Below are 23649 nucleotides of genomic sequence, written 5' to 3' on the forward strand. Positions count from 1 at the left end.
CGTTTACGATGAAGGCTGCGGCCTTCATCGCCTAATCGAAGAGAATCGATGTGAAAGTACTTACCGTATTTGGCACCAGGCCGGAGGCCATTAAGATGGCGCCTCTGGTTCATGCGCTGGCCAGCGATCCTGATATTGAAGCGAAGGTCTGCGTCACGGCCCAGCACCGTGAGATGCTCGATCAGGTCCTAACCCTCTTTTCCATCGTCCCGGATTACGACCTTAATATTATGAAGCCGGGACAGGGATTGACGGAAATAACCTGCCGCATTCTGCAGGATCTCAAGCCGATCCTGGAGTCATTCAAGCCCGACGTCGTGCTGGTGCACGGGGATACCACGACGACGATGGCAACAAGCCTGGCCGCGTTTTACCAGCGTATTCCCGTCGGCCATGTTGAAGCGGGTCTGCGCACCGGCAATCTTTATTCTCCGTGGCCGGAAGAGGCCAACCGTACGCTTACCGGGCATCTGGCGATGTACCATTTTGCGCCAACCGAGAACTCTCGCCAGAACCTGCTGCGTGAAAATGTCGCCGATAACAACATCTTTGTTACCGGCAATACGGTCATTGACGCGTTGATTTGGGTACGCGATCGCGTGCTGGCAAACAGCGATCTGCAGAAAGAACTCGCTGCCCGCTATCCTTTCCTGAATAACGGCAAAAAAACCATTCTGGTCACTGGCCACCGTCGCGAAAGCTTTGGTCGGGGCTTTGAGCAAATCTGTCACGCGCTGGCTGAAATCGCCGCGCAGAACGACGATGTGCAAATTGTCTATCCGGTACACCTTAACCCTAACGTCAGCGAGCCGGTCAACCGCATCCTGGGACACGTCGAAAACGTCCTGCTGATTGAACCGCAGGACTACATGCCGTTTGTCTGGCTGATGAACCACGCCTGGCTGATTCTCACCGATTCCGGTGGGATTCAGGAAGAAGCGCCCTCTCTTGGCAAGCCGGTGCTGGTGATGCGTGAAACCACTGAACGTCCGGAAGCGGTTAAAGCCGGGACAGTGCGTCTTGTCGGCACCAACGCACAGCTCATCGTCGAAGAGGTCACGCGCCTTCTGCACGACGATGAAGCGTATCAGGCGATGAGCCGGGCCCACAATCCCTACGGAGACGGGCAGGCTTGTGGCCGTATCTTGCAAGCACTTAAACACAATCGGGTATCGCTATGAGTTTTACTACCATCTCTGTCATTGGTCTTGGCTACATTGGCCTGCCTACTGCGGCGGCATTGGCCTCCCGTCAAAAGCAGGTTGTTGGTGTGGATATCAACGCACGTGCGGTAGAAACCATTAATCGTGGCGAAATTCATATTGTGGAGCCCGATCTTGACCGCGTGGTGAAAGAGGCGGTTGATGGCGGCTTCCTGCGCGCCAGCACGACGCCAGTGGAAGCGGATGCCTACCTGATTGCCGTTCCAACGCCCTTTAAAGGCGACCACGAGCCCGATATGGTCTACGTCGAGGCGGCGGCAAAATCTATTGCCCCCGTGCTGAAGAAAGGGGCGCTGGTAATTCTGGAGTCGACTTCTCCCGTCGGCGCTACCGAGCAGATGGCGCAGTGGCTGGCCGATGCGCGTCCTGATTTACGCTTCCCGCAGCAGGCCGGTGAGCAGGCGGATATCAACATCGCCTACTGCCCGGAGCGCGTGCTGCCGGGGCAGGTGATGGTCGAACTGATTAAAAACGACCGGGTGATAGGCGGCATGACGCCGGTCTGTTCTGAACGCGCCAGCGCGCTGTACAAGATTTTCCTTGAAGGCGAATGCGTGGTAACCAACTCCCGCACCGCCGAGATGTGCAAGCTGACGGAAAACAGCTTCCGTGACGTTAACATCGCCTTCGCAAACGAACTGTCGCTGATCTGTGCCGATCAGGGGATTAACGTCTGGGAGTTAATCCGCCTGGCGAATCGACATCCGCGCGTCAACATTCTCCAGCCTGGCCCAGGGGTAGGCGGTCACTGTATCGCCGTCGATCCGTGGTTTATTGTGGCGCAGAACCCGGCGCAGGCGCGTCTGATTCGCACCGCGCGTGAAGTGAACGATAGCAAACCTCACTGGGTGCTCAACCAGGTTAAAGCGACGGTAGCGGATTGTCTGGCAGAGAGCGGCAAGCGCGCCAGCGAGCTGAAAATTGCCTGCTTTGGTCTGGCATTTAAACCCAATATTGACGATCTGCGCGAAAGCCCGGCGATGGAAATTGCTGAGATGATTGCCGAATGGCATAAGGGCGAAACGCTGGTGGTCGAGCCAAATATTCATGAACTGCCGGCAAAACTGGCGGGGCACTGCACGCTGACGGCGCTGGATGACGCGCTGGCGACAGCGGATGTGCTGGTGCTGCTGGTGGACCATAAAGAATTTAAAGCGACGTCCGGTGACGCGGTGCGTCAACAGTATGTGGTTGATACCAAAGGCGTCTGGCGTTGAGTAAACTTCACGGCGTGCTGGAATCCCTTGAGTGGGAAAGCGCTTTTTTTGCTCGCCCCTCGGCGATCGTCCGCTGGCGCGAGAATGCGCCAGCTTTGCAGGACGCTGACTTCAGCGCCTGGCAGCGCGTACAGGCTAAGATCCCGGCGGACCGTGCCGACCTGCTTGACGCGCTCCAGCAACATGGTTTTCAACTGGTTGAAGGCGAGGTAGACCTTTCCATCACCCTTACCCGGCACGATGCGTCCGGCGCGGAAATTGCAACGGAACAGGACATTCCTGTGCTGCGCCAGATGGCGGCCCGAGCGTTTGCGCAGAGCCGCTTTCGCACGCCCTGGTATGCGCCTGACGATAGCGGACGTTTCTATGCCCAGTGGGTAGAGAATGCGGTCAAAGGTACCTTTGACCACGTCTGCCTGATTTTCCGTGCAGCGAACGGCCAGATCCAAGGATTTGTCTCGCTGCGCAAGCTTAACGAGCGCGAGGCGCGTATTGGCTTATTAGCCGGGCGCGGCATGGGGGAGAAACTCATGCAGGCGGCGCTGCACTGGGCGCAGCTGCAGCAGGTTGAGACGCTGCGGGTGGCGACCCAGGTGGGCAACACCGCCGCGCTTAAACGTTATATTGCGAGTGGTGCCAACATCGACGCCACCGCCTACTGGTTATACAGGTGACAAGATGATTCCATTTAACGCACCACCCGTCGTGGGAACCGAGCTCGACTATATGCAGTCTGCCATGGGCAGCGGCAAACTCTGCGGTGACGGCGGTTTTACCCGTCGCTGTCAGCAGTGGATGGAGCAGCGTTTTCGCAGTGCTAAAGTGCTGCTGACCCCGTCCTGCACGGCATCGCTGGAAATGGCGGCCCTGCTGCTGGATATCCAGCCCGGTGATGAAGTGATCATGCCGAGCTATACCTTCGTCTCTACCGCGAATGCATTTGTCCTGCGCGGAGCGAAAATCGTCTTTGTGGATATCCGCCCGGACACCATGAACATTGATGAGACGCTGATTGAAGCGGCGATCACCGACAAAACGCGTGCGATTGTGCCGGTTCACTACGCGGGCGTGGCCTGTGAAATGGACACCATCATGGCAATCGCCAAAAAGCACAACCTGTTTGTGGTAGAAGATGCCGCGCAGGGCGTGATGTCCACCTACAAGGGGCGCGCGCTGGGCACTATCGGCCACATCGGCTGCTTCAGCTTCCACGAAACGAAAAACTATACGGCGGGTGGCGAAGGCGGTGCGACGTTGATTAACGATCGTGCCCTGGTTGAGCGTGCGGAAGTGATCCGTGAAAAAGGCACCAACCGCAGCCAATTCTTCCGCGGTCAGGTTGATAAGTACACCTGGCGCGATATCGGCTCAAGCTATCTGATGGCCGACCTGCAGGCAGCGTACCTGTGGGCACAGCTGGAAGCGGCAGAGCGAATTAATCTCCAGCGCCTGTCCCTGTGGCAAACCTATTATGATGCGCTTGAGCCGCTGGCAAAAGCCGGACGCATTGAACTGCCAACCATTCCGGCCGATTGCGTCCACAACGCCCACATGTTTTACATCAAGCTGCGCGATAACGACGATCGCAGCCAGCTCATCGCCTGGCTGAAAGAAGCCGAAATTATGGCGGTCTTCCACTATATTCCGCTGCACTCCAGCCCGGCGGGCGAAGCGTTTGGGATGTTCGCAGGGGAAGACCGTTACACCACGAAAGAAAGTGAGCGTTTGCTTCGCCTGCCACTGTTCTTTAACCTCGCGCCAGTTAACCAGCGTACGGTGATCAATACCCTTCTGAGCTATTTCGGCTGATATGTCTCTGGCAAAAGCATCGGTGTGGACCGCCGCGTCCACGCTTGTAAAAATTGGTGCCGGACTGCTGGTCGTCAAGCTGCTGGCCGTCTCATTCGGCCCCTCAGGCGTCGGACTGGCGGGCAACTTCCGCCAGCTTGTTACCGTCCTTGGGGTGCTGGCCGGTGCCGGAATCTTCAACGGCGTAACCAAATACGTTGCCCAGTATCATGATGATGCGGCCCAGCTTCGCAGGGTAGTGGGCACCGCGTCGGCAATGGTCACGGGCTTTTCGACCCTGTTGGCGATTGTGTTTCTGCTGGCCGCGGCGCCCATTAGCCAGGGATTGTTCGGGCACACCCATTATCAGGGGCTGGTGCGTCTGGTCGCGCTGGTCCAGATGGGCATTGCCTGGGCTAACCTGCTGCTGGCGCTGATGAAAGGTTTTCGCGATGCAGCCGGGAACGCGCTTGCGCTCATCCTGGGTAGCGTCATCGGCGTGATTGCCTATTATTTCTGCTACCGCCTGGGTGGCTATGAAGGCGCACTGCTTGGGCTGGCGCTGGTTCCGGCACTGGTTGTTGTGCCTGCGGCGTTCATGCTGATGCGCCAGGGCGTTATCCCTCTGAGCTACCTGAAACCGCAATGGGACAAGGTGCTTGCCAGCCAGCTGGGTAAGTTTACCCTGATGGCGCTCATTACTTCCGTCACGCTGCCGGTGGCTTACGTGATGATGCGAAACCTGCTGGCGGCGCATTACAGCTGGGATGAGGTGGGGATCTGGCAGGGCGTAAGCAGTATTTCCGATGCTTACCTCCAGTTTATAACGGCTTCCTTTAGCGTTTATTTGCTGCCAACCTTATCGCGTCTGACGTCCAGGCAGGATATTACCCGCGAAATTTTCCGCTCCCTGCTTTTTGTATTACCCGCAGTGGCGGCGGCCAGTTTGACCGTCTGGTTATTGCGTGATGTCGCCATCTGGCTGCTGTTCTCGGCGAAGTTTACCGCCATGCGCGATCTTTTTGCCTGGCAACTGGTGGGTGATGTGCTGAAAGTGGGTGCTTACGTTTTCGGCTATCTGGTGATTGCGAAAGCCTCGCTGCGGCTGTATATCCTCGCGGAGGTTAGCCAGTTTGCATTGCTGACAGCATTTTCACACTGGCTGATACCCGCGCACGGTGCGCTGGGGGCGGCTCAGGCCTACATGGCAACCTATATCGTTTATTTCGCTGCCTGCTGCGGCGTATTTTTATTGTGGCGTAAACGCGCATGACTGCACTGATTCACATCCTGGGATCGGATATCCCACACCATAACCAGACCGTTTTGCGGTTCTTCAACGACGAGCTGGCATCGGGCAATCCTGATGCGCGCGAGTTTATGGTTGCAGGTCAGGATAATGGCCTGAGCGCGGCGTTTCCGGCGCTGACAATCACCTTCTGGCCGGATAAAGCTACCCTGGCGAAGGCGGTTATTGCCAAAGCCAAAGCGGATCGTGAGCAACGTTTCTTTTTCCACGGGCAGTTCAATACCGGCCTGTGGCTGGCTCTGCTCAGCGGGGGAATTAAACCCTCCCAGTGCAGCTGGCATATCTGGGGAGCCGATCTCTACGAAGTCTCGCGCGGCTGGAAATTCCGTCTTTTCTATCCGCTGCGTCGCATGGCGCAGGGAAGGGTGGGCCGCGTTTTTGCCACCCGTGGCGATCTGAATTATTTTGCGAAGCAGCACCCTAACGTGCGCGGTGAGCTACTCTATTTCCCAACCCGTATGGATCCGGCGCTGAACACCATGGCGAATGACGCGGTTCGCGAAGGCAAGCTGACGGTGCTGGTGGGGAATTCCGGCGACCGCAGTAACGAACATGTCGCCGCGCTCCGGGCGGTACACCAGCAGTTTGGCGACACGGTGAACGTGGTGGTGCCGATGGGTTATCCGGCCAACAACGACTCCTACATTGATGAGGTTCGCCAGCAGGGGCGTGCGTTATTCAGCGAAGAAAATCTGCACATTCTCAGCGAAAAGCTGGAGTTTGATGACTATCTTGCGCTGCTGCGAAAATGCGATCTGGGCTATTTCATCTTTGCTCGCCAGCAGGGGATTGGTACGCTGTGTCTGCTGATTCAGGCGGGTGTACCGTGCGTGCTTAATCGTGAAAACCCGTTCTGGCAGGACATGGCCGAGCAGCATATTCCGGTGTTGTTCACCTCAGACGCGCTGAATGTCGAAGTGGTACGTGAAGCACAACGCCAGCTCACGCTGGTGGATAAAAATAGCATCGACTTTTTCAGCCCGAATTACCTCACGCCGTGGCACCGCGCGCTGCGTATCGCTTCAGGAGACAACGCATGAGTCAGTTGCAGTTTAGCGGCTTACTGGTTGTCTGGCTTCTGAGCACGCTATTTATCGCCACGCTCACCTGGTTTGAGTTCCGCCGGGTGCGCTTCAACTTTAACGTGTTCTTCTCGTTGCTGTTTTTGCTGACCTTCTTTTTCGGCTTCCCGCTGACCAGCATTCTGGTCTTCCGTTTTGACGTGAGCGTCGCGCCGCCGGAAATTCTTCTCCAGGCCCTGCTGGCGGCGACCTGCTTCTATGGTGTTTACTACGTCACCTATAAAACGCGTCTTCGACCAGCGCAGGCCGCTGCCCCGCGTCGGGCGCTCTTTACCATGAACCGGGTGGAGGCCCATCTGACGTGGGTGATGCTCATGACCATCGCCCTGGTCAGCGTCGGCATCTTCTTCATGCATAACGGCTTCCTGCTGTTTAAGCTCCACTCCTACAGCCAGATTTTTTCGGCTGAAGTCTCAGGCGTGGCGCTTAAGCGATTCTTCTATTTCTTCATCCCGGCGATGCTGGTGATCTTCTTCCTTCGTCAGGACAGCAAGGCATGGCTGTTCTTCCTGGTCAGTACGGTTGCGTTCGGTATCCTGACCTACATGATCGTGGGCGGTACGCGTGCCAACATTATCATCGCTTTCGCTATCTTCCTGTTCATCGGCATCATCCGCGGCTGGATCTCGCTGTGGATGCTGGTTGCGGCAGGGGTATTTGGCATTGTGGGGATGTTCTGGCTGGCGCTGAAGCGCTACGGGATGAACGTGGCGGGCGACGAGGCGTTTTACACGTTCCTCTACCTGACGCGCGACACCTTCTCGCCGTGGGAAAACCTGGCATTGTTGCTGCAAAACTACGACAAGATTGATTTCCAGGGGCTGGCGCCGATTGTGCGCGATTTTTACGTCTTTATCCCGAGCTGGCTCTGGCCGGACCGCCCTGGCGTAGTACTCAATACCGCGAACTATTTTACCTGGGAAGTGCTGAACAACCATTCGGGCCTGGCGATCTCGCCAACCTTGATTGGTTCCCTGGTGGTGATGGGGGGAGGCTGGTTTATCCTGCCGGGCGCGTTTGTCGTAGGGTTGATTATTAAGTGGTTTGACTGGCTTTACGTGCGTGGTAACGAAGAGACCAACCGCTATAAAGCGGCCATTTTGCACAGTTTCTGCTTTGGTGCCATTTTCAATATGATCGTTCTGGCGCGCGAGGGGCTGGACTCGTTCGTTTCGCGCGTGGTGTTCTTCATGGTCGTTTTTGGCATCTGCCTGTTACTGGCCAAACTGTTGTACTGGCTGTTCGACAGCGCAGGGCTTGTGCACAAGCGTGAGCCACAGGGCAGCACAACGCTGTCGCAAGTCTGAGTAGGGAAAGTAATGACTGATAAAACTTCTGCACCGCGCTATGCGCTTCGTGGTTTGCAGCTGATTGGCTGGCGCGACATGCAGCACGCGCTGGATTTTCTGTTCGCCGATGGGCAGATGAAATCCGGTACGCTGGTCGCTATCAATGCGGAAAAGATGCTGGCGGTGGAAGATAACGCCGAAGTCAAAAGCCTGATAGAAGCGGCTGAATTTAAATACGCGGACGGTATCAGCGTGGTCCGCTCTATCCGTAAAAAATATCCTGACGCTAATGTATCTCGCGTGGCGGGTGCCGATCTCTGGGAGCAGCTTATGGCCCGCGCTGGTGCGGAGGGCACGCCGGTGTTCCTGATTGGCGGTAAGCCTGAGGTGCTGGCCGAGACTGAAGAGAAACTGCGTCGTCAATGGAATGTTAATATTGTTGGTAGCCAGAATGGTTACTTCAAGCCTGAAGACCAGCAGGCTTTGTTTGCCCGCGTGCGAGACAGCGGGGCAAAAATCGTCACCGTGGCGATGGGGTCCCCGCGCCAGGAGATCCTGATGCGCGACTGCCGTCTGGTCTGCCCGGATGCGCTTTATATGGGCGTCGGCGGCACCTACGATGTCTTTACCGGCCACGTGAAGCGCGCGCCGAAGATTTGGCAAAATATGGGGCTGGAGTGGCTCTACCGCCTGCTCTCCCAACCCACCCGCATTAAACGACAGATTCGACTGCTTCGCTACCTCACCTGGCACTATACCGGTAAAATGTAATCAAAATGTAGCGCGATATGCTGTTCGCGCTGCAACTCACCTGCAAAACTGCTGATAATTTGTGCAATGCATTCATTTTTTTAATGCATCGTTTGCCATTTGGCCGATTTTAAGAAACCATTCGCACCGTATTTTAGTACCCCTAAAAAACAATAACCGGTATTAAGCCGGGAAACAGCAAACACAATCGAGGATCTATGGCAGAGAAACAACCGGAGCTACAGCGTGGGCTGGAAGCTCGTCATATCGAACTGATAGCGCTGGGTGGCACTATCGGCGTTGGCCTGTTTATGGGCTCCGCAAGCACCCTCAAATGGGCAGGCCCTTCCGTATTACTGGCGTATATCATCGCCGGGCTGTTTGTTTTCTTCATCATGCGCTCAATGGGCGAAATGCTCTTTCTGGAGCCGGTGACCGGTTCCTTCGCCGTTTACGCACACCGCTATATGAGCCCGTTCTTCGGCTACCTGACGGCCTGGTCATACTGGTTTATGTGGATGGCGGTGGGCATCTCTGAAATCACCGCCATAGGGGTTTATGTCCAGTTCTGGTTCCCGGACATGGTCCAGTGGATACCGGCACTCATTGCCGTGGGGCTGGTGGCGCTGGCAAACCTGGCCGCCGTGCGCCTTTACGGTGAAATCGAGTTCTGGTTTGCGATGATCAAAGTAACCACCATCATCGTGATGATTGTTATTGGCCTGGGCGTGATTTTCTATGGCTTTGGCAACGGCGGACACGCCATCGGCTTTGGCAACCTGACTGAACACGGCGGCTTCTTCGCCGGCGGCTGGAAGGGCTTCCTGACGGCGCTGTGTATTGTTGTGGCCTCGTATCAGGGCGTGGAGCTGATCGGGATTACCGCCGGGGAAGCGAAAAACCCGCAGGTTACGCTGCGTAGCGCGGTGGGCAAAGTGCTGTGGCGCATCCTGATTTTCTACGTGGGCGCAATCTTCGTTATTGTGACCATCTTCCCGTGGAATGAAATCGGCACGACGGGGAGCCCGTTCGTATTAACCTTTGCGAAGATTGGGATTACAGCAGCAGCGGGTATCATCAACTTTGTGGTCCTGACGGCAGCGCTGTCAGGCTGTAACAGCGGGATGTACAGCTGTGGCCGTATGCTCTACGCGCTCTCGAAAAATAACCAGCTGCCCGCGGCAATGAGTAAAGTCTCACGTGCTGGCGTGCCGGTAGCGGGCGTCGCGGTCTCCATTGTCATCCTGCTGATTGGCTCCTGCCTGAATTACATCATCCCTAATCCGCAGCGCGTGTTTGTTTACGTCTACAGCGCCAGCGTGCTGCCGGGCATGGTGCCGTGGTTTGTTATCCTCATCAGCCAGCTGCGTTTTCGCCATGCGCATAAAAAAGCGATCGCCAGCCATCCGTTCCGCTCGATCCTTTTCCCGTATGCGAACTATTTGACGATGGCGTTCCTGATTTGCGTATTAATTGGAATGTACTTTAATGAAGATACCCGCATGTCGCTGTTTGTCGGGCTAATCTTCCTGGCGGCAGTGACGGCCGCGTATAAGCTTTTTGGCCTGGGTCGCCGTGCCACCACGCAGAAAGTGGAGGAATAAGCGGCAAAATGTGCAAACCATAACCAAACGCGCATTTTTTTCAAAAAAGCACTAGACAGCGGGGACGGAGGTACGTAATATCCAGCCCCGCAACGGCGCTAAGCGCCCGTAGCTCAGCTGGATAGAGCGCTGCCCTCCGGAGGCAGAGGTCTCAGGTTCGAATCCTGTCGGGCGCGCCATTTTAGTTCCCGGCGCTAGAGCTGCGGTGGTCTGAGAAGTAGTCAGTACCGCGTGAAAGAATACAGTGGTGGCTATAGCTCAGTTGGTAGAGCCCTGGATTGTGATTCCAGTTGTCGTGGGTTCGAATCCCATTAGCCACCCCATTATTGAAAGAGTTGTGAATTGCGAAGGTGGCGGAATTGGTAGACGCGCTAGCTTCAGGTGTTAGTGTCCTTAGGATGTGGGGGTTCGAGTCCCCCCCCTCGCACCACGACTTTTTAAATGAATTGAACTAAAAATTCAAAAAAGCAGTACATCGGCGAGTAGCGCAGCTTGGTAGCGCAACTGGTTTGGGACCAGTGGGTCGGAGGTTCGAATCCTCTCTCGCCGACCAATTTTGAACCCCGCTTCGGCGGGGTTTTTTGTTTTCTGTAAGTTTTCTCCCCTGTCGTTATCTCCAGAAAGCACCCTGTATCATTGTCGCGATTCAGTGACATGCAAGTCATTGAAAATAAGATAAATAATTATTTATGGGATTTACTGTCTCTTCCTGGCGACATATTTCTGCTTTTGCCGATACGCTATGAAGCTTCAGAGGCTACTTAACAGCATAATTTCCTTTTATCTTAAAATGTTGCGCCATGTAAAAGTTCTGCGTGTAAATCTGGCACGTTACGTGCAATAATATACGCGTAGATGCTCATTCCATCTCTTATGTTCGCCTTAGTGCCTCATAAACTCAGGAATGACGCAGAGCCATTTACGGTGCTTATCGTCCACTGACAGATGTCGCTTCGGCCTCATCAGACACCATGGACATAACGTTGAGTGAAGCACCAAATATGTTGTCTTACAGACCTGTTTTAACGCCTGCTTTTATAGCAGGCGTTTTTTTATGTCTTATTCCCGATACCCACGCATGATCAGGGCGACCAACAGCAGGGCGGCTGACGAGACCGTATAGAGCGCCAGCACTGAGCCAAGCCCAACAGCCACTATCGCTGTAATGCCGGTGAAAAGCGAGGCGCTGAGAGTTTGCCAGCGCCAGGCTTTACCGCTGGCTGACGCGGTTTGCGTGATATGAAAACTGCTGAGTACGCCAAACGTGCCGGCTGCGAAGAGAACGTTTGAGGCCAGATGCGCGATAAAGATCATCCCCAGCGCACATGCCATCCACCCGGACAACAACGGCAGCATTCCATAAGCGGCAAGAAAAATACCGAGACAAACGATGATTCGCGGCGTGTGGACGGCAAAGCGCGTCAGGCTCTCTTTTTTTAGCAGCATGGGGCCGCAAAGTTGCCCCATGCTCCTTGCGAAAAGCAGAGGCAGAGCAAGGCCCGCCGCATCCTGAGGATGGAGCTGCTGCGCCAGGGCCGGCAGTAGCGCCATAGCCGGTGAGCCGACGGCCGCCAGCGCCGGCAAAATGAGCAGGCTGCGCTTTTGCCGAACGGTCAACGTCCGCCAGCGCAGTGGCGCGGGGGCTGCCTCTTCACCGGGGAGAGGTAGCAATGGCGCAGAAAACCGCCGCCCAGCCAGCCACAGCAGCAGCAGCGACCCGAGAAAACTGGCGGCATCAATAGCCAGCAAGGTAAACACGGAGGTCTGCTTGAATAGCACCACGCCGAGTCCAGTACCTAATAACACCTGAGAAGCAAAAATCACATTTTCCAGACAGGTCGCAGCAGGCAGCTCTGTTTCGCTAAGTCCGCGTTTAAAGAGCAATGTCAGCGCGGGCCAGCTCATCCCGCTGAGCAGCGCTTCGGTGGATTGCACGGCGAGTAGCGAGGCAATACTGTGATAACCCGCACCGAGCAGGGGGAAGAGCAGGGCGAGCAATCCCAGCCCCTCGGTCAGTATCAGCAGGAATACTGGAGAATAGCGCGAGCACAGCTTTTCGCCGATCGCGCTGCCGATGAATCCCGGAACCGTTGCGAAAAGAAAAGCGAGGGTGAGCAGGGCGGGCGGGGCCGACCACGCTAACAGTAAACCAAAGACCACGACCTGGGTTAGACCATTTCCCAGCGAAGAAAAGATAAAAGCACAGGCAAGCAGGCGCAGCCAGCGGTGGCAGCGCAGCGCTTCAATAAGCGCATACAAAAGCGAGTTCATGAAGATTTCCTTTCAAAAACGATTTAATCCACGCTGCAGAAAGTGCGCGTGTGTGAAAAAAGGTTAATGAAAAGACATCGTTACATTGGCGGGTTCGTTTGCAGATGTGGGTGTAAAGAATGTAGCAGGAGAAAGGCGATAAAAAAAGGAGGCCGTCTGGCCTCCTTTTTATTTATTGCGGGTTACCGTTATTTTGCAGCGTCAGCAATAGCCCATCGCGCCGCATGGCGGCCGCCTCTTCTGGCTTATGCTGTTTGTCCAGCGTATCGGCAAGCCACGCGTAGTCAAACGCATCCGGACGCTGTTTCAGTGCCGCACGGAAGGCCAGGCTCGCCTCTTGCCATTCGCCGTGCTTCATCAGCGACTGGCCCAGGGTACTCCACAGCAGCGGACGGTCACCGACGGTTTTGATCTGCTGGCGCAGCACTTTTTCGACCTGCTCAGGGTTATTGGTTTTCAGGCGCGGGATCACCATGACCAGGCGATCGTCGTACTGGCGCTTCAGGCCGTCGAGAAGGATCTCCTGGGCGGTGTCATGATCGTCACATTCAATAAGATGTTCCGCCATGGCCACCTGCAGGGGGACCTGCTGGCGCGTTTTCCGGCTCTGATTCTTCCACCAGGTTTTCAGGCCTTCGCTGCCCAGATCGGCGCGCGCCTGATCCATCAGGCCAATCCATGCCAGACGCTGAAGTTCATCACGATGTTCATCATCACCCACTTCGGCCTTCGCCATCGACGGAATGATGTCCAGCAACGAGCCCCACGCTCCGGTACGAATATAGGCCTGCTCCGCAAGGCGCAGGACTTCCGGATGACGCGGTGCGATTTCCAGCAGACGGTCAATGCCGTGGCGCGCCGCGTGGTTCTCATTGCGCGCGAGCTGCAGGCGGACGCGGGTAATTTCCACTGGAATCGGGTCGCCAGACGCCAGTTCTGACGCGCGTTCCAGATGCTGGTTAGCGCGGGCTTCATCACCGCGCTGCTGCGCCGCTTCGGCGGCCAGAAGATAGTTCACCACCGGCTGTTCAGCGTGGTCGGCGTTTTTCGACATCAGCTTTTCAACCTGCTGGTAATCGCCTTCGGCCAGCTTTAGCAGTGCCTGTTCCGTTTGCTTACGGGCGCGGCGGCGCTTACGGCCAACGAACCAGCCGCGGGTATGGGCACCGGTGCGGAAAATACGGCGCAGGATCCATTCAACGGCAAGCAGGACCACGACGCCGAGGATCAGAACGATCGCCAGACCCGTTACGCTGGTTTCAATGTTGTAGTTATCGGTCTGGATCAGGACGTATCCCTGATGACCCGCAAGCATCGGGCCCAGGACGATCCCGGCGATCAGCAGGATGAAGAGTAAAAGGACTTTTAGCATCATTACTCTCCCTGTGGCGCGCTTTCAGGCGCTGGTGCCGCCGCTGTGCCGGTCTGCCCGGCCGGAACGCCCGGCTGCGCCAGCAGGTTACGCACGCGCGTCTGCATCAGCTTCTCCAGAATCGGCTGGCTGGCCAGTTTATCCGGCACGTTCATGGTGATGTTCTGCTGGCTCAGCTTGTCGATATCTTCGAGGAAGGCGGTGGTCGTTGCATCATCGGTGTTGTAGTAGGCGCGTACCCACGTCGAGACGTTATCCAGCGCCTGTTTGTACGTTTCTTCCTGATGGCGCGGCACGGCCTGCGCCGCGACCAGCAGGCGGGAACGGATGTTCTCGCGCAGATAGATATCCTGATTCGGCGCTAACAGCGGTACGGCGGTTTCATCGCGACGGCGGATGGTGATGAAGCTGTCCATAAAGTTCTGCCAGCTTTTCTGCAGGTTTATGCGCCATTCGCTCAGGGAGCTGGACAGCTCGGTACCGTCAGAGTCCATCGGGGAGTCGTCGTCGTTGTTATCCGCCAGCTGCAGGTTATCAATTTGATTCGAAAGCTGGTTCACCTTCAGGATAATGCCGTCGTAATCCACCTGTGAAACGGCGGAGAGGCTGGCGATATCTTCGGTAATCGCACGGCGCGCGGTAATGAGGCTCGGGTCGTTCATGTCGGCCAGGCTCGCATCGGCGCTTTTCAGCAGCGCGGCGGCGGTGGTCACGTCCTGATCGCTCCACAGCTTACGCCCGGCGAGTTTGACGAGGAAATCGGCCTGCGAGAGCAGCCAGGTTTTGGCATCGGTGCCGGAGATCGTGGCGACTTTCTGCTGTACTTCGCCCAGCTGTTTGGTCAGCTCTTCCTGTTTGCTGTTCGCCTCGGCAAGCGCGGCGGCCTGATGCTTAATCACCGCTTCCAGCTCGGTTTTCTGCGTTTCCTGCGCTTTTTGCAGGGAGGTAAGCTGATTGACCAGCGTATCGCTGGTGGCCGTCTGGTTAGCACTCTGTTGCTTTACCAGACCATACAGGCCGACGCCTGCTGCCAGCGCAATGGCGATGGCAATCGCGCTCAGCGCGAGGCTGGTTTTATTGCTGCCGTTTTTCTTCTCAGCGGTTTTCTCAGTCGTCTCTGGCTGTGGCGTTGTCTCCACAGTCTCCCTGGTCTCTTCAACCACGGCGGAGGATTTTTCGTGTTCCGTCATTATGGCTTCCCATTTGAGAGTTATTGTAATGCGCGCAGCAGCGCATCGTTGTCGGCGTTATCAGCGATCCGAATATCCTGCCAGCCCAGTTCCCGGGCGAGGTTCGCCAGACGCTCACTGACGACCAGAAGCCGACAGCGGAGTAACCAGTTTTCGCGATACCAACGCGGTATTAGCGACCAAAGCTGTTGTAACATTTCACCGCTGGTGACCACCAGCGTATTAATACCGCGCGCGTGCCAGCGCATCGCCTCTTCAGCACCGTCGTAGTGTTTCGCACAGCGCTGGTAGCACTCAACAAACGTGACGTCAGCCCCGCGTTCCCGCAGCGTTTCACCCAGCAGTTCGCGGCCACCGTTACCGCGCAAAATGAGCGCGCGCTTTCCGGCAATAGTTTGTAATTCAGGTAATTGTAGCAAGACTTCGCTGATTTCCCGATCCAACGGGTAGCGAACGTCTGTTCCACTCACGGTATGTAAGGCCAGCGCGGTGGTTCTGCCGATAGCGAAATAGCGCGGAGCGGTCGGCCAGCGTGTCCCCGCCTGTAGCAGCTGCGCATGGGCAAATTCCACGGCATGCTGCGATAGCGCAAACAGCAGGTCGCCTTCCTGCAGGGTATTCATCTGGTCGGCGAGCGCAGAGAGCTCCCGACCGGGGGAGAATTCAATGAGCGGAAAACTCCAGGCCACCTGCCCCAGTGCGCGCAGACGGCTCACTAACTGCTCTCCTGCGGGAGAAGGGCGGGTGACAAGAATACTCATGCAGGGGGTTCTCCGTTATAGACCTCGGCCAGAATTTCACGCGCGCCGTTATTCAGCAGCTCTTCCGCCAGCGACACGCCAAGCTGCTCGGCATCCTGCGGCTTGCCGCGACGTTCGCCGCGCACCATCTGTGAACCGTCCGGCGCGCCCACCAGCGCACGCAGCCACAGTTCACCGTCTGTTAATTCAGCATAGCTGCCAATCGGCACCTGGCACCCGCCTTCGAGGCGAGTATTCATCGCCCGCTCGGCTTTTACGCGGGTTGCGGTCTCGTCATGGTTCAGCGGAGCGAGCAGCTCGCGGGTGCGCGCATCGTCCAGACGGCACTCAATGCCGACGGCGCCCTGTCCGACGGCCGGCAGCGACAGCTCTGGTGGCAACGCCACGCGAATGCGTTCCTCCAGCCCCAGGCGCTTCAGGCCTGCAACCGCAAGAATAATGGCATCGTAATCGCCGTTATCCAGCTTGCCCAGACGCGTGCCAACGTTACCGCGCAGCGAGCGGATGATAAGGTCAGGACGACGCTCCGCCAGCTGACACTGACGGCGTAAACTGGACGTGCCAACCACGCTACCCGCCGGCAGCGCGTCGAGCGAGTCATAGTGGTTCGAGACAAACGCGTCACGCGGATCTTCGCGCTCGCAGATGGTCACCAGCCCCAGCCCTTCCGGGAACTCGACGGGCACGTCTTTCATCGAATGTACGGCGATATCGGCGCGGTTCTCAAGCAATGCCAGTTCCAGCTCTTTGACAAACAGGCCCTTGCCGCCCACTTTCGCCAGCGGCGTATCCAGAATCACGTCACCGCGCGTGACCATCGGCACCAGCTCGACGCGCAATCCACTGTGGCAGGCTTCAAGGCGCTGCTTAACATAATGTGCCTGCCAGAGCGCGAGAGGGCTTTGGCGTGTGGCAATTCTCAAAACATTGTCTAACATGCTTGTTACCGTCATTATCAATCGCTAACCATCCTAACATTGTTGACTCTGGGATGGCAGTTTTACGGTTGATGAAGCGTGAGAGGGACAAGGCGGCGTATTCGTCAGCCATAGCCGTATTCAGGAATTTACACGTACAGAACGGTGCTACACTTGTATGTAGCGCATCTTTCTTTACGGTCAACCGGCAAGGTGTTAAATTGATCACGTTTTAGACCATTTTTTCGTCGGTACCACCATAATGACAAGGGCGAAAAAAGGTTAACGGTTATCTTTTTGAAATACTGCGGGCTCGCTGTTATTCGTGTTTTCAATAGCTTACGACACCCGGAAACATCAGGCGATACGTCTTGTACCTCTATATTGAGACTCTGAAACAGAGACTGGATGCCATAAATCAACTGCGTGTGGATCGCGCGCTTGCTGCCATGGGCCCTGCTTTCCAGCAGGTATACAGTCTGCTGCCGACATTATTGCACTATCACCACCCGCTGATGCCTGGCTACCTTGATGGTAACGTTCCCCAGGGCATTTGCCTCTTCACGCCTGATGAAACCCAACAGCATTATTTGAACGAGCTGGAACTCTACCGCGGCATGCCGCCTCAGGTTTCTCCGAAAGGTGAACTGCCGATTACCGGCGTTTACTCGATGGGGAGCACCTCATCGGTAGGGCAGAGCTGTTCTTCGGACCTGGATATCTGGGTCTGCCATCAATCCTGGCTCGATAACGAAGAGCGCCAGCTGCTGCAGCGTAAATGCAGCCTGCTGGAAAGCTGGGCGGCCTCGCTTGGCGTGGAAGTGAGCTTCTTCCTGATTGATGAAAACCGTTTCCGCCATAATGAAAGCGGCAGTCTGGGTGGTGAGGACTGCGGCTCGACTCAGCACATCCTGTTGCTGGATGAATTTTACCGTACTGCCGTTCGCCTGGCCGGGAAGCGTATTCTGTGGAATATGGTCCCGTGCGAAGAAGAAGAGCATTACGACGACTACGTCATGTCGCTTTACGCGCAGGGCGTACTGACGCCAAACGAATGGCTGGATCTGGGCGGCCTCAGCTCCCTGTCCGCCGAAGAGTACTTTGGCGCAAGCCTCTGGCAGCTCTACAAGAGCATTGATTCACCGTACAAAGCGGTGCTGAAAACCCTGCTGCTGGAAGCCTACTCGTGGGAATACCCTACGCCGCGCCTGCTGGCGAAAGATATCAAGCAGCGCCTGCACGATGGCGAGATTGTCTCCTACGGGCTCGACGCCTACTGCATGATGCTGGAGCGCGTTACCGAATACCTGAAAGCCATTGATGACGCCACGCGTCTTGACCTGGTGCGTCGATGTTTCTATCTCAAGGTCTGTGAAAAGCTGAGCCGCGAGCGCGCCTGCGTGGGCTGGCGTCGTGAAGTGGTCAGTCAGCTAGTGAAAGAGTGGGGATGGGACGAAGCGCGTCTGTCCATGCTTGATAACCGCGCCAACTGGAAGATCGATCAGGTGCGTGAAGCGCACAACGAACTGCTCGACGCGATGATGCAAAGCTACCGTAACCTGATCCGCTTTGCGCGCCGCAATAACCTTAGCGTTTCCGCCAGCCCGCAGGATATCGGGGTGTTAACCCGTAAGCTGTACGCCGCGTTTGAAGCGCTGCCGGGCAAAGTGACCCTGGTTAACCCGCAGATTTCGCCTGACCTGTCTGAACCAAACCTGACCTTTATCTATGTGCCGCCGGGCCGCGCAAACCGCACCGGGTGGTATCTGTACAACCGTGCGCCAAGCATGGATTCGATTATCAGCCATCAGCCGCTGGAATATAACCGCTATCTGAACAAGCTGGTGGCGTGGGCCTGGTTTAACGGCCTGCTGACCTCGCGCACGCGCCTGTTTATCAAAGGCAATGAGGTTGTCGATTTAGCCAAGCTGCAGGAGATGGTGGCGGATGTGTCGCACCACTTCCCGCTGCGTCTGCCTGCGCCGACGCCAAAAGCGCTCTACAGCCCGTGTGAGATTCGCCATCTGGCGATCATCGTCAACCTGGAATACGACCCGACGGCGGCCTTCCGCAATCAGGTGGTCCATTTTGACTTCCGCAAGCTGGACGTCTTCAGCTTTGGCGAGCAGCAAAACTGCCTGGTGGGCAGCGTAGACCTGCTGTACCGCAACTCGTGGAACGAAGTGCGTACCCTGCACTTCAACGGCGAGCAGGCGATGATTGAAGCGCTGAAAACCATTCTCGGCAAGATGCACCAGGACGCCGCGCCGCCGGACAGCGTGGAAGTGTTCTGCTACAGCCAGCATCTGCGTGGGTTGATTCGTACCCGCGTGCAGCAGCTGGTCTCTGAATGCATCGAACTGCGCCTCTCCAGCACCCGTCAGGAAACCGGGCGCTTTAAAGCGCTGCGCGTCTCCGGGCAGACGTGGGGCCTGTTCTTCGAGCGTCTGAACGTGTCGGTGCAGAAGCTGGAAAACGCTATCGAGTTCTACGGCGCGATTTCACACAACAAGCTGCACGGCCTGTCGGTTCAAGTGGAAACCAACCACGTCAAGCTGCCGCAGGTGGTGGATGGCTTTGCCAGTGAAGGGATTATTCAGTTCTTCTTTGAAGAGTCGGGCGACGATGCCGGGTTCAACATCTACATTCTGGATGAGACCAACCGCGCCGAGGTGTATCACCACTGTGAAGGCAGCAAAGAGGAGCTGGTGCGCGACGTCAGCCGCTTCTACTCTTCCTCGCATGACCGTTTCACCTACGGTTCCAGCTTTATCAACTTCAATCTGCCGCAGTTCTACCAGATTGTGAATGTGGATGGCCGAGCGCAGGTGATCCCGTTCCGTACGCAGGCGATTACCCCTGCGGCGCCTGCTAATCAGGATACTGCACCGCTGTTGCAGCAGTATTTTTCCTGAGGCTTTTCGCCCGGTAAGGCGCAGCCGCCACCGGGCAACAAAACTACCTGAAACGCACGTCCTCGCCCGCCTGCGCGGTCGCCGCCTGTTCCAGCAGATCCCAGAACGTTTCGCCGCTGCGATCGCAAACCCACTCGTCACCCTTCAAATCAAAGTGATAGCCGCCCTGTTTGGCCGCCAGCCACACCTGGTGAAGCGGCTCCTGACGGTTAATAATAATTTTGCTGCCGTTTTCGAAGCTCAGGGTCAGAATGCCACCGTTGATTTCACAATCGATATCGCTGTCGCCGTCCCAGTCGTCGATACGTTCTTCGATGGTCATCCACAGGGTGTCGGCAAGGCGATGGAATTCACTGTCGTTCATGGTTTTGTTCCTGTTTTTCGTGATGGCGGCAGTATAACGCTAAATAATTCCCGTTGCAGGAAAGCGGCAAACTCTTGCTTTTGTGTCTTCTCCTGCGATGATAGAAACAGATTTGAACTTACGGGCAACTTTATAATGAAAAACGCTTTCCGAACGCTTGCCGTTCTCATCACGCTGTTTAGCCTGACCGGCTGCGGACTGAAGGGACCACTGTACTTCCCGCCTGCGGATAAAACCGCGCCGCCGCCGACAAAACCGGTTAACAGCGGCATCGAGTCTTCCACGCCAAAGACTAACGATCGTGGCGATAACGGCGGTCCGACTCAGGTTAACCTCTGACGACAACGTTCTGTACCCGCGCAATGGAGCAAATGATGCAGTTCTCTAAAATGCATGGCCTTGGCAACGATTTTATGGTCGTCGACGCGGTAACGCAGAATGTGTTTTTCTCCCCGGAACTGATCCGCCGCCTGGCGGATCGGCACGTGGGCGTGGGGTTCGATCAGCTGCTGGTGGTTGAGCCGCCCTACGATCCTGACCTCGATTTCCACTACCGTATTTTCAACGCTGACGGCAGTGAGGTTAACCAGTGCGGCAATGGCGCGCGCTGTTTCGCCCGCTTTGTCCGCCTGAAAGGGCTCACCAATAAGCGCGATATCCGCGTCAGTACCGCCAACGGTCGTATGGTGCTCAGCGTTACCGACGATGAGCTGGTGCGCGTCAATATGGGTGAGCCTAACTTCGAGCCTTCCGCCGTGCCGTTTCGCGCAAACAAAGCGGAAAAGACCTATATTATGCGGGCGGCCGAGCAGACAGTATTGTGCGGCGTTGTCTCGATGGGTAACCCGCACTGCGTGATTCAGGTGGATGACGTGGAAACCGCGGCGGTCGAAACGCTCGGTCCGGTGCTGGAGAGCCACGAGCGGTTCCCGGAGCGGGCGAACATCGGCTTTATGCAGGTGGTGAAGCGTGAACACATCCGTCTGCGGGTTTACGAGCGCGGCGCGGGCGAAACCCAGGCCTGCGGAAGCGGCGCCTGTGCGGCGGTGGCCGTCGGTATCTCCCAGGGGTTACTGGCAGAAGAGGTTCGCGTGGAATTACCGGGCGGGCGTCTTGATATCGCCTGGAAAGGAGCGGGTCATCCACTGTACATGACTGGCCCGGCGACACATGTTTATGACGGGTTTATCCATCTATGAAACAACCAGGGGAAGAACTGCAGGAAACAGTGACGGAACTGGACGATAGCGCTGTTGTTGATTATCTGCTGAACAATCCTGAGTTTTTTATTCGCAATGCACGCGTCGTCGAACGAATGCGCGTGCCGCATCCGGTTCGCGGGACCGTGTCGCTGGTCGAATGGCACATGGCGCGCGCGCGTAACCACATCAACCAGCTTGAAGAGAACATGACGCTGCTGATGGAGCAGGCCAGCACCAACGAAAGCCTGTTCTATCGCCTTCTGCACCTGCAGGCGCGTCTGGCCTCGGCGCACAGCCTTGAAGAGTTTCTCAGCCGCTTCCACCGCTGGGCGCGCGAACTGGGGCTGGCGGGCGCAACGATTCGTCTGTTCCCTGATCGCTGGCGCATTGGCGCACCGTCGGGGTTCACCCATCTGGCGCTCAGCCGTCAGGCGTTTGAGCCGCTGCGCATTCAGCGCCTGGGCCATGAGCATCACTATCTGGGGCCGCTGAACGGACCTGAGCTGCTGGTAGTGCTGCCGGAAGCCAAAGCGATTGGCTCGGTAGCGATGTCGCTGATGGGGCGCGATGGCGACCTGGGGGTAATATTATTTACCAGCCGCGACGCGCACCACTATGAGCAGGGGCAAGCCACGCACCTGCTGCAGGAGATCGCCCTGATGCTGCCCGAGCTGCTGGAGCGCTGGATTGAACGCGTATGACGGACGGACTGCTCGCCACTGACGTCTCGCGGTTTCTGCGCTATCTGGGCGTTGAGCGTCAGCTCAGCCCCATTACGCTGCTTAACTATCAGCGTCAGCTTGATGCCATCATGCAGATTGCCGAAGAAATCGGCCTGAAAAGCTGGCAACAATGTGACGCCGCCACGGTACGCGGGTTCGTCGTGCGTAGCCGTAAAAAAAATCTTAGCCCGGCGAGCCTTGCGCTCCGGCTCTCTGCCCTGCGCAGCTTTTTCGACTGGCTGGTCAGCCAGGGCGGCCTGAAAGCCAACCCGGCAAAAGGGATCGCCACGCCGAAAGCCCCGCGCCATCTGCCGAAAAATATTGACGTCGACGACGTAAACCGCCTGCTGGATATCGATCTGAACGATCCGCTGGCCGTGCGCGACCGCGCGATGCTGGAGGTGATGTACGGCGCGGGCCTGCGTCTCTCCGAACTGGTGAACCTCGACTTAAAGCATCTCGATCTGGAATCCGGCGAAGTGTGGGTGATGGGCAAGGGCAGCAAAGAGCGCCGCCTGCCGATTGGCCGCAACGCCGTCTCCTGGATTGAGCACTGGCTGGATCTGCGCGGCCTGTTTGGCGCGGAAGAGGATGCGCTGTTTTTATCAAAGCTCGGCAAGCGGATCTCCGCGCGTAACGTGCAGAAGCGCTTTGCGGAGTGGGGCATCAAGCAGGGGCTGAACAGCCACGTGCATCCCCACAAGCTGCGCCACTCCTTTGCGACACACATGCTGGAATCGAGCGGCGATCTGCGCGGCGTACAGGAACTGCTTGGCCACGCGAATCTGTCGACCACTCAAATCTATACCCACTTAGACTTCCAACACCTTGCCTCGGTGTATGACGCGGCGCATCCACGCGCCAAACGGGGGAAATAATGCGTTTTTACCGCCCACTCGGTCAGATCTCAGCCCTGACGTTTGACCTTGATGACACCCTTTATGACAACCGCGAGGTGATCCTGCGTACCGAGCAGGAGTCGCTGGCGTTTGTGCAGAACTACCATCCCGCGCTGAAGGCGATGCAGAACAAGGACTTCCAGAAGCTGCGTCAGTCCCTGCGGGAGACCGAGCCGGACATTTACCACGACGTGACCGAATGGCGTCGTCGCGCGGTTGAGCAGGCGATGCTGAACGCGGGTCTGAGCGCACAGGATGCCGCCGTCGGTGCCGAAGCGGCAATGGAAAACTTCGCCAAATGGCGCAGCCGCATCGACGTGCCACAGGAAACCCACGACACGCTGGCGAAGCTTGCCGAAAAGTGGCCGCTGGTGGCCATCACCAACGGCAATGCCCAGCCGGAGCTGTTTGGCCTCAGCGATTATTTTGAATTCGTGCTGCGCGCGGGTCCGCACGGGCGCGCGAAGCCGTTCAGCGACATGTACCATCTGGCAGCGGAGAAGCTTAACCTGCCGCTGGGTGAGATCCTGCACGTGGGCGATGACCTGACCACAGACGTGGCCGGTGCCATCCGCTGTGGCATGCAGGCCTGCTGGATCAAGCCAGAAAATGCGGAGCTGATGACCGCAACAGACAGCCGTCTTCTGCCGCACGTGGAAATTTCGCGGTTGGCATCCCTCACGACGCTGATATAATCATCAATTGTTCTGTATAAATTAACAGGGTTTTGGCGAGTGGAAACATTTACCTGCCCGACATGACGTGATGGTGCCA

Annotated in this window: 21 protein-coding genes and 4 tRNA genes; 19 read left to right on the forward strand and 6 right to left on the reverse strand. The window is 56.8% G+C overall.

Going from position 1 to position 23649, the window contains the following annotated elements:
- The first annotated feature begins 50 nt into the window (after positions 1-50).
- From wecB to INF77_RS21720, 13 genes are all read left to right on the forward strand, one after another.
- Positions 51-1181, forward strand: a complete 1131-nt coding sequence (gene wecB, locus INF77_RS21660) for a non-hydrolyzing UDP-N-acetylglucosamine 2-epimerase (protein WP_028014812.1) — start codon at positions 51-53, stop codon at positions 1179-1181.
- Positions 1178-2440, forward strand: coding sequence for a UDP-N-acetyl-D-mannosamine dehydrogenase (gene wecC, locus INF77_RS21665; protein ID WP_193532858.1), 1263 nt, complete (start codon positions 1178-1180; stop codon positions 2438-2440). The genes wecB and wecC overlap by 4 nt, the downstream gene beginning before the upstream one ends.
- Positions 2437-3114 (forward strand): dTDP-4-amino-4,6-dideoxy-D-galactose acyltransferase, encoded by a 678-nt coding sequence (gene rffC, locus INF77_RS21670; RefSeq protein ID WP_047366698.1) that lies wholly within the window; start codon positions 2437-2439, stop codon positions 3112-3114. The genes wecC and rffC overlap by 4 nt, the downstream gene beginning before the upstream one ends.
- Positions 3115-3118: 4 nt before the next feature.
- Positions 3119-4249, forward strand: a complete 1131-nt coding sequence (gene rffA, locus INF77_RS21675; protein WP_041911819.1) for a dTDP-4-amino-4,6-dideoxygalactose transaminase — start codon at positions 3119-3121, stop codon at positions 4247-4249.
- 1 nt (position 4250) lies between these two features.
- Positions 4251-5501, forward strand: coding sequence for a lipid III flippase WzxE (gene wzxE, locus INF77_RS21680; protein WP_192972114.1), 1251 nt, complete (start codon positions 4251-4253; stop codon positions 5499-5501).
- Complete coding sequence (locus INF77_RS21685) at positions 5498-6577, forward strand: TDP-N-acetylfucosamine:lipid II N-acetylfucosaminyltransferase (RefSeq protein ID WP_193532859.1); 1080 nt, start codon at positions 5498-5500, stop codon at positions 6575-6577. The genes wzxE and INF77_RS21685 overlap by 4 nt, the downstream gene beginning before the upstream one ends.
- Positions 6574-7926, forward strand: coding sequence for an ECA oligosaccharide polymerase (gene wzyE / locus INF77_RS21690; protein ID WP_193532860.1), 1353 nt, complete (start codon positions 6574-6576; stop codon positions 7924-7926). Before INF77_RS21685 ends, wzyE begins: the two co-directional genes overlap by 4 nt.
- Before the next feature lie 12 nt (positions 7927-7938).
- On the forward strand, positions 7939-8679 hold the full coding sequence (wecG, locus tag INF77_RS21695; protein ID WP_045631338.1) for a lipopolysaccharide N-acetylmannosaminouronosyltransferase: 741 nt from the start codon (positions 7939-7941) through the stop codon (positions 8677-8679).
- Positions 8680-8876: 197 nt separating this feature from the next.
- Positions 8877-10262 (forward strand): amino acid permease, encoded by a 1386-nt coding sequence (locus INF77_RS21700; protein ID WP_041911824.1) that lies wholly within the window; start codon positions 8877-8879, stop codon positions 10260-10262.
- A gap of 102 nt (positions 10263-10364) precedes the next feature.
- Positions 10365-10441 (forward strand) — tRNA-Arg (locus tag INF77_RS21705).
- Positions 10442-10509: 68 nt separating this feature from the next.
- Positions 10510-10585, forward strand: a tRNA-His gene (locus tag INF77_RS21710).
- A 21-nt stretch (positions 10586-10606) separates the two neighbouring features.
- Positions 10607-10692 (forward strand) — tRNA-Leu (locus tag INF77_RS21715).
- A gap of 46 nt (positions 10693-10738) precedes the next feature.
- Positions 10739-10815: transfer RNA gene (locus tag INF77_RS21720), tRNA-Pro, on the forward strand.
- Between the two features lie 506 nt (positions 10816-11321).
- Here the strand turns inward: INF77_RS21720 and INF77_RS21725 are convergent.
- The 5 genes from INF77_RS21725 to hemC form a co-directional block, all read right to left on the reverse strand.
- Entirely contained in the window at positions 11322-12533 is a 1212-nt protein-coding gene (locus INF77_RS21725) for a hypothetical protein (protein ID WP_063155591.1), read from the reverse strand.
- 172 nt (positions 12534-12705) lie between these two features.
- On the reverse strand, positions 12706-13905 hold the full coding sequence (hemY, locus tag INF77_RS21730) for a protoheme IX biogenesis protein HemY (RefSeq protein WP_028014802.1): 1200 nt from the start codon (positions 13903-13905) through the stop codon (positions 12706-12708).
- Between the two features lie 2 nt (positions 13906-13907).
- On the reverse strand, positions 13908-15095 hold the full coding sequence (gene hemX, locus INF77_RS21735; protein WP_193532861.1) for a uroporphyrinogen-III C-methyltransferase: 1188 nt from the start codon (positions 15093-15095) through the stop codon (positions 13908-13910).
- A gap of 20 nt (positions 15096-15115) precedes the next feature.
- On the reverse strand, positions 15116-15856 hold the full coding sequence (gene hemD, locus INF77_RS21740; protein ID WP_028014800.1) for a uroporphyrinogen-III synthase: 741 nt from the start codon (positions 15854-15856) through the stop codon (positions 15116-15118).
- Positions 15853-16794 (reverse strand): hydroxymethylbilane synthase, encoded by a 942-nt coding sequence (gene hemC / locus INF77_RS21745; protein WP_192979146.1) that lies wholly within the window; start codon positions 16792-16794, stop codon positions 15853-15855. Before hemC ends, hemD begins: the two co-directional genes overlap by 4 nt.
- 350 nt (positions 16795-17144) lie before the next feature.
- On the opposite strand from hemC, the gene cyaA reads away from it, so the two are divergent.
- On the forward strand, positions 17145-19688 hold the full coding sequence (gene cyaA, locus INF77_RS21750; protein WP_048959723.1) for a class I adenylate cyclase: 2544 nt from the start codon (positions 17145-17147) through the stop codon (positions 19686-19688).
- 43 nt (positions 19689-19731) lie between these two features.
- On the opposite strand, the gene cyaY is transcribed toward cyaA, so the two are convergent.
- On the reverse strand, positions 19732-20052 hold the full coding sequence (gene cyaY / locus INF77_RS21755; RefSeq protein ID WP_063155593.1) for an iron donor protein CyaY: 321 nt from the start codon (positions 20050-20052) through the stop codon (positions 19732-19734).
- Between the two features lie 135 nt (positions 20053-20187).
- Here cyaY and INF77_RS21760 point away from each other — a divergent pair, with 135 nt between their 5' ends.
- From INF77_RS21760 to yigB, 5 genes are read left to right on the forward strand one after another with little or no spacing between them, the layout of a single operon-like run.
- Complete coding sequence (locus INF77_RS21760; RefSeq protein WP_041911830.1) at positions 20188-20391, forward strand: lipoprotein; 204 nt, start codon at positions 20188-20190, stop codon at positions 20389-20391.
- A 35-nt stretch (positions 20392-20426) separates the two neighbouring features.
- Complete coding sequence (dapF, locus tag INF77_RS21765) at positions 20427-21251, forward strand: diaminopimelate epimerase (RefSeq protein WP_041911831.1); 825 nt, start codon at positions 20427-20429, stop codon at positions 21249-21251.
- Positions 21248-21955: a DUF484 domain-containing protein gene (locus INF77_RS21770; protein ID WP_045260992.1), complete on the forward strand. Its 708-nt coding sequence runs from the start codon at positions 21248-21250 to the stop codon at positions 21953-21955. The genes dapF and INF77_RS21770 overlap by 4 nt, the downstream gene beginning before the upstream one ends.
- Positions 21952-22854: a tyrosine recombinase XerC gene (xerC, locus tag INF77_RS21775; RefSeq protein ID WP_032644794.1), complete on the forward strand. Its 903-nt coding sequence runs from the start codon at positions 21952-21954 to the stop codon at positions 22852-22854. The genes INF77_RS21770 and xerC overlap by 4 nt, the downstream gene beginning before the upstream one ends.
- Positions 22854-23570 (forward strand): 5-amino-6-(5-phospho-D-ribitylamino)uracil phosphatase YigB, encoded by a 717-nt coding sequence (yigB, locus tag INF77_RS21780; protein WP_028014792.1) that lies wholly within the window; start codon positions 22854-22856, stop codon positions 23568-23570. Before xerC ends, yigB begins: the two co-directional genes overlap by 1 nt.
- Positions 23571-23649 lie beyond the last annotated feature (79 nt).

This window comes from Enterobacter cloacae complex sp. P1B, from assembly GCF_014982345.1.
GTDB classification, from domain to species: domain Bacteria; phylum Pseudomonadota; class Gammaproteobacteria; order Enterobacterales; family Enterobacteriaceae; genus Enterobacter; species Enterobacter bugandensis.

Coding starts and splice junctions, on each gene's coding strand:
- hemX (WP_193532861.1), bottom strand. CDS start 15,095: ATGACGGAACACGAAAAATCCTCCGCCGTGGTTGAAGAGACCAGGGAG.
- hemD (WP_028014800.1), bottom strand. CDS start 15,856: ATGAGTATTCTTGTCACCCGCCCTTCTCCCGCAGGAGAGCAGTTAGTG.
- xerC (WP_032644794.1), top strand. CDS start 21,952: ATGACGGACGGACTGCTCGCCACTGACGTCTCGCGGTTTCTGCGCTAT.
- wzxE (WP_192972114.1), top strand. CDS start 4,251: ATGTCTCTGGCAAAAGCATCGGTGTGGACCGCCGCGTCCACGCTTGTA.
- INF77_RS21760 (WP_041911830.1), top strand. CDS start 20,188: ATGAAAAACGCTTTCCGAACGCTTGCCGTTCTCATCACGCTGTTTAGC.
- wecG (WP_045631338.1), top strand. CDS start 7,939: ATGACTGATAAAACTTCTGCACCGCGCTATGCGCTTCGTGGTTTGCAG.
- INF77_RS21700 (WP_041911824.1), top strand. CDS start 8,877: ATGGCAGAGAAACAACCGGAGCTACAGCGTGGGCTGGAAGCTCGTCAT.
- wzyE (WP_193532860.1), top strand. CDS start 6,574: ATGAGTCAGTTGCAGTTTAGCGGCTTACTGGTTGTCTGGCTTCTGAGC.
- dapF (WP_041911831.1), top strand. CDS start 20,427: ATGCAGTTCTCTAAAATGCATGGCCTTGGCAACGATTTTATGGTCGTC.
- rffA (WP_041911819.1), top strand. CDS start 3,119: ATGATTCCATTTAACGCACCACCCGTCGTGGGAACCGAGCTCGACTAT.
- hemY (WP_028014802.1), bottom strand. CDS start 13,905: ATGCTAAAAGTCCTTTTACTCTTCATCCTGCTGATCGCCGGGATCGTC.
- INF77_RS21725 (WP_063155591.1), bottom strand. CDS start 12,533: ATGAACTCGCTTTTGTATGCGCTTATTGAAGCGCTGCGCTGCCACCGC.
- INF77_RS21770 (WP_045260992.1), top strand. CDS start 21,248: ATGAAACAACCAGGGGAAGAACTGCAGGAAACAGTGACGGAACTGGAC.
- hemC (WP_192979146.1), bottom strand. CDS start 16,794: ATGTTAGACAATGTTTTGAGAATTGCCACACGCCAAAGCCCTCTCGCG.
- INF77_RS21685 (WP_193532859.1), top strand. CDS start 5,498: ATGACTGCACTGATTCACATCCTGGGATCGGATATCCCACACCATAAC.
- cyaY (WP_063155593.1), bottom strand. CDS start 20,052: ATGAACGACAGTGAATTCCATCGCCTTGCCGACACCCTGTGGATGACC.
- yigB (WP_028014792.1), top strand. CDS start 22,854: ATGCGTTTTTACCGCCCACTCGGTCAGATCTCAGCCCTGACGTTTGAC.
- wecC (WP_193532858.1), top strand. CDS start 1,178: ATGAGTTTTACTACCATCTCTGTCATTGGTCTTGGCTACATTGGCCTG.